The sequence below is a fragment of the Dysgonomonas sp. 521 genome (assembly GCF_010501055.1).
Classification (GTDB): Bacteria; Bacteroidota; Bacteroidia; order Bacteroidales; family Dysgonomonadaceae; genus Dysgonomonas.
Map to the genome: position 1 here is coordinate 1 of NZ_QVMO01000152.1, position 5,170 is coordinate 5,170.

Genomic DNA, 5,170 nt, shown 5'->3' on the forward strand with positions numbered 1-5,170 from the left:
ATAGATGAACTGTTTACAAAAAATAATTACAAATCAATAAGTCCTGGTGACGATAAACAGTTGAAACTGTTTGATTTATAACCGGACACTAGTGACTTTTTATAAAACAGAAACAACTAAATAAACTAACATATACTATGATTTGGAACAAAGCAAAAGAATGTATGAGCCTCGAAGACAAACGCCGGATGCAAGGCGAACGCCTCCGCAAGCTGGTCGAAAGGGTTTATCACAGTACGCCGTTCTATCGCCAGAAGATGCAGGAAATGGATATCACACCCGACGATATCCGTACGATAGACGATATTGTAAAACTACCCTTTACCACAAAGCAGGATTTACGTGATAATTACCCGTACGGGTTGTTTGCCGTACCCATGTCGGAGATTATCCGCCTGCATGCCTCATCCGGCACCACAGGGCTACCTACAGTGGTAGGCTATACCCGCCGCGACCTGTCCATCTGGTCGGAAATGATAGCCCGTTGCCTTACCGCATACGGAGCTACCAGCAATGACATATTCACGGTGGCTTATGGCTATGGTTTGTTCACAGGAGGATTGGGTGTTCATTACGGTGTAGAATATCTGGGAGGTACGGTTATCCCCATGTCGAGCGGAAATACGGCTAAGCAGATACAGCTGATGCACGATTTCGGGCCAACGGCCATTGCCTGCACACCGTCTTATGCCCTATACCTGGCAGAAGCTATGCAAAAAACAGGTATTCCCCGCGAAGAGTTTAAACTGAAAATAGGTGTTTTCGGAGCAGAACCCTGGACAGATAATATGCGCAGGGAGATAGAGGCTAAGATGGGCATCAACGCCTATAATATATACGGGCTGAGCGAAGTGATGGGGCCGGGCGTATCGCACGAATGCGAGTTTAAGGACGGTTCGCACATTATCGACGACCATTTCTATCCCGAAATCGTTTCGCCCGATACATTGCAGCAACTGCCCTATGGCGAGCAGGGCGAACTGGTATTCACCACACTGACCAAGGAAGGCTTGCCGCTTCTGCGCTACCGTACAAAAGACCTTTGCACCCTCACCGATGAGCCTTGCCGGTGCGGGCGTACCAATGTACGCATGAGCCGCATTGTGGGACGTAGCGACGATATGCTTATTATCCGTGGTGTAAACGTGTTCCCGTCGCAGATAGAGAGCGTGATACTGGAAATGGAAGAATTTGAACCTCATTACCTATTGGTAGTTGAGCGTATAAACAACCTTGATATACTCGAAGTACAGGTTGAAGTACGTGACGGATTCTATTCTGATGAAATAAATAAGATGATGGCACTCAAGAAGAAGATGGGGCAACGCCTGCAAAGCGTACTGGGCATCAGTGCCGATATTAAACTGGTGGAACCATTCAGTATCAAGCGCAGCGAAGGCAAAGCGCAGAGGGTGCTGGATAAGAGGGTTTTCAGTTAAACGACCCCTCCCAACCTCCCCCCAAAGGGAAGGGACTGGCAAAGCCCTGATGTATATAATAGTGATTATAATGAATAACTAACAACCCCCTTGTCGTAGCATTGCCAGCCTCCCCTATTGGGGGAGGTTGGGAGGGGGTGCATAAAATAAATAACATGATAATAAAGCAACTATCTGTTTTTATCGAAAACAAAACAGGCCGTATAAATGAAGTAACCCACATACTGGGTCAGAATGGAGTGAATATGACAGCCTTTAGCCTGGCTGAAAGTGCCGACTTCGGTATACTGCGCATGGTAGTATCGGATGTGGAACTGGCAAAAAGGGTACTCAAAGAAGCCCACTTCGGGGTTTCGGTTACCGATGTATTATGCTTTAGCTGTCCCAATACACCGGGTTCATTATCCACCGTACTTGAATATCTCGCCAAAGAAGATATTTTCATAGAGTACATGTATGCGTTTTCGAAAGGCGATACAGCTAATGTGGTTATTCGCCCGACAGATGTCAACCGTTGTGTTGAGATTCTAACATTTTATAACTGCGATTTGTTAAATAGTAACAATTTGGAACAACAGTGAAAAATGCGCCCAATGTGTTATTAGTATTCGGTAAGTTATTTATAATAAGATGCTAAAACATGTTGTTTAACATATAAAAAGTAGCGAGTGTCGAGGCTTGTTTGTGTTAATTTAACATTTAAGGTATGTTTACTGTTATTTTTACTTAAATACATTTTATAAGCGAAAGAAATCATATAAAAAAAGAGGTAAAGAGGATTAGATTTCGTAAATTCAAAACTGTTTTGATTAGGAGCGAAAATTGATGTGCAGGCATGTATTTCTGCTGTCGGTATAGTGGAGAGGTATGTCTGTAATTGTCTATCTAAATACTATTTACCATGAAAAATTTAAAAAGTGTTGGTCTACTGATTGGTCTGCTTCTAGGGTTTAATTTATCAACGTTTGCCAGTGAAGCCGATCTAGCGATTCCTGATCTGCATGAGGGTACATTCCATATATTTGGGAGTGCTATAACCTCATGGGATTTTTTATTTTACGGTGCTCTGATCATTGCCGGAACCCTTGGTTTCAGCTTATTACTCTTCCAGCAGGTTAAGAAATTGCCTGCTCACGAATCTATGCAAAAGGTTGCTGCAACTATCTATGCCACTTGCCGGACATACCTGGTTCAGCAGGGTAAATTCCTGATGATGTTGTTTGCTCTCATCGCTCTTGTGCTCTGTATCTACTTCTTTGGTTTGGTTGGTCAGACTTTCGGAGTGGTTATTCAGGTGCTGCTGTTCTCTATTGTGGGTATGGCAGGATCGTACATCGTTGCATGGTTTGGTATCCGTGTGAATACCTATGCCAATGCACGCACAGCATTTGCTTCTCTCAAAGGACGTCCGCTGGATGTTGTTAATATACCGATGAAAGCCGGTATGAGTGTCGGCTTGTTCCTCATCTCCCTTGAGCTGGTGCTCATGGTCTTTATTCTTCTGTTTGTTCCACGCGACATCGTAGGTATCTGTTTCCTCGGATTTGCTATCGGTGAATCCCTTGGTGCCAGTGCATTGCGTATTGCCGGAGGTATCTTTACCAAAATTGCCGATATTGGTTCCGACCTGATGAAGGTGGTTTTCAAAGTGAAAGAAGACGACCCTCGTAATCCGGGCGTTATCGCCGACTGTACAGGTGACAATGCCGGTGACAGTGTAGGCCCTACTGCCGATGGTTTCGAAACTTATGGTGTGACAGGAGTTGCCCTCATCACATTTATTACACTGGCGGTTGACGATCCTACTATACAGGCTAAACTGATTGTATGGATATTCGGTATGCGTTTCTTAATGGACTTCCTTTCCGGTTGTGCATTCTTTATCAACCAGGCTATTTCGAAGAAACTATACGGGGATAAGAAAGAATTTGACTTCGAATCTCCTCTAATGCGTCTGATAGTGATTGCTGCCGTGCTTTGCATCTCTGCCAGCTTCTTTATGAGTCACTTGTTGTTAGGCGATATGGCTGATACTACCCTTTGGTGGAAACTGGCTATCATAATAAGTTGTGGTACATTGGCTGCCGTGCTGATTCCTGAGTTTACCAAGTTCTTTACCAGCTCCAAGTCCAAGCATGTAAATGAGATAGTAACGGCTTCCCGCGAAGGAGGAGCCTCCCTGAATATCCTTTCAGGTATTGTTGCAGGTTATTTTGGCGCATTCTGGACAGGTTTGCTTATCGTAGCCCTGATGACAGGAGCATTCTTTACAGCCCAGATGGGATTAGAGAGTATATTGGGGCCTCACGCTTCCATATTTGCCTTTGGTCTTGTTGCCTTCGGATTCCTGTGTATGGGGCCTGTTACTATTGCAGTGGACAGCTATGGCCCTGTGACCGACAACGCACAGTCTGTGTTTGAATTATCGCAGATAGAAGAGATACCAGGTATAAGTGAATCTATAGAGAAAGAATATGGCTTCAAACCTAACTTTGAAACAGGTAAACATTATCTGGAAGCCAACGACTCTGCCGGAAATACCTTTAAGGCTACAGCCAAGCCTGTATTGATTGGTACAGCCGTAGTGGGTGCTACTACGATGATATTCTCCATCATCCTGCTATTAGAGAAAGTCGGATTGCTACAACTGTCGTTGACTGATGCTCCGGTTCTGCTTGGTTTAATTTGTGGTGGTGCTGTGATATTCTGGTTTAGTGGAGCATCTATACAGGCTGTTACCACAGGTGCTTACCGTGCTGTAGAGTTTATTAAGAAAACCTTTGATATAAATAAGAAAGAGGCGGATATTGAAGATTCTATTGCTGTGGTGAAAATCTGTACCCAGTATGCACAAAAAGGGATGTGGAATATCTTTATCGCCCTGATTTCGCTTACATTGGCATTTGCATTCCTCGACCCTAATTTCTTTGTGGCTTATCTGGTATCTATTGCCGTGTTCGGACTGTTCCAGGCTATATTTATGGCGAATGCAGGAGGTAGCTGGGATAATGCCAAGAAGGTAGTAGAGGTGGATTTGAAAGAAAAGAACACGCCTCTGCACGAAGCTGCCGTAATAGGTGATACAGTGGGTGACCCGTTCAAGGATACATCATCTGTATCGTTGAATCCTATTATCAAGTTCTCCACACTGTTTGGGTTGCTAGCAACAGAGATTTGTATAGAGATGCGTGCTAATCCGGATCATGACTATTCTATGTATATCGCCATTCCTTTCCTTATCTTAGGTCTGGTATTCGTTTGGCGCTCATTCTACAGGATGCGTATCCCTGAAAACGAAGGAGGTCTTCAAGGGGGAACTCCTGTAACAGAAGGGTCTGTAGTTGAGGTAGTCGAAGAAATTATAATAGAAGAAAGAAGGGATTAAGTAATTCATAATTAGTATATTGATAATAAGCGGATATCATTTGTTTGATATTCGCTTGTTTTTTCGCATCAAACATCGTTTAACCTTAAAAAAACTGTCATCAACTTTCTAAAAAATTATCTAATAGTAGGGCAACCGTACCAAATTAATTTTGTTTTTATAAGGTTTTGCTTGGGTTCTTTTTGTAGTAAGTAGTCGCTCCTTAAAAAGTATATAATAAGTTATTTGCCAGTAAATTACACCTTCAATTATTTGCTTAATATTGCAGAATTTCGTATCTTGAAGTCCTAAAAGCTTGCAAAAAATGATAGGAAAATCACCGGATCAAAGTCAGGGCGACTTGTTT

Annotated in this window: 3 protein-coding genes; all 3 read left to right on the plus strand. The window is 43.2% G+C overall.

Going from position 1 to position 5,170, the window contains the following annotated elements; genetic code table 11:
- Positions 1–137: 137 nt before the first annotated feature.
- Positions 138–1,439 (plus strand): phenylacetate--CoA ligase family protein, encoded by a 1,302-nt coding sequence (locus tag D0T84_RS21200; RefSeq protein WP_163309929.1) that lies wholly within the window; start codon positions 138–140, stop codon positions 1,437–1,439.
- 155 nt (positions 1,440–1,594) lie between these two features.
- Positions 1,595–2,020 (plus strand): amino acid-binding protein, encoded by a 426-nt coding sequence (locus D0T84_RS21205; RefSeq protein WP_163309930.1) that lies wholly within the window; start codon positions 1,595–1,597, stop codon positions 2,018–2,020.
- Positions 2,021–2,340: 320 nt separating this feature from the next.
- Positions 2,341–4,824, plus strand: coding sequence for a sodium-translocating pyrophosphatase (locus D0T84_RS21210; RefSeq protein ID WP_255495525.1), 2,484 nt, complete (start codon positions 2,341–2,343; stop codon positions 4,822–4,824).
- The last annotated feature ends 346 nt before the right edge of the window (positions 4,825–5,170 follow it).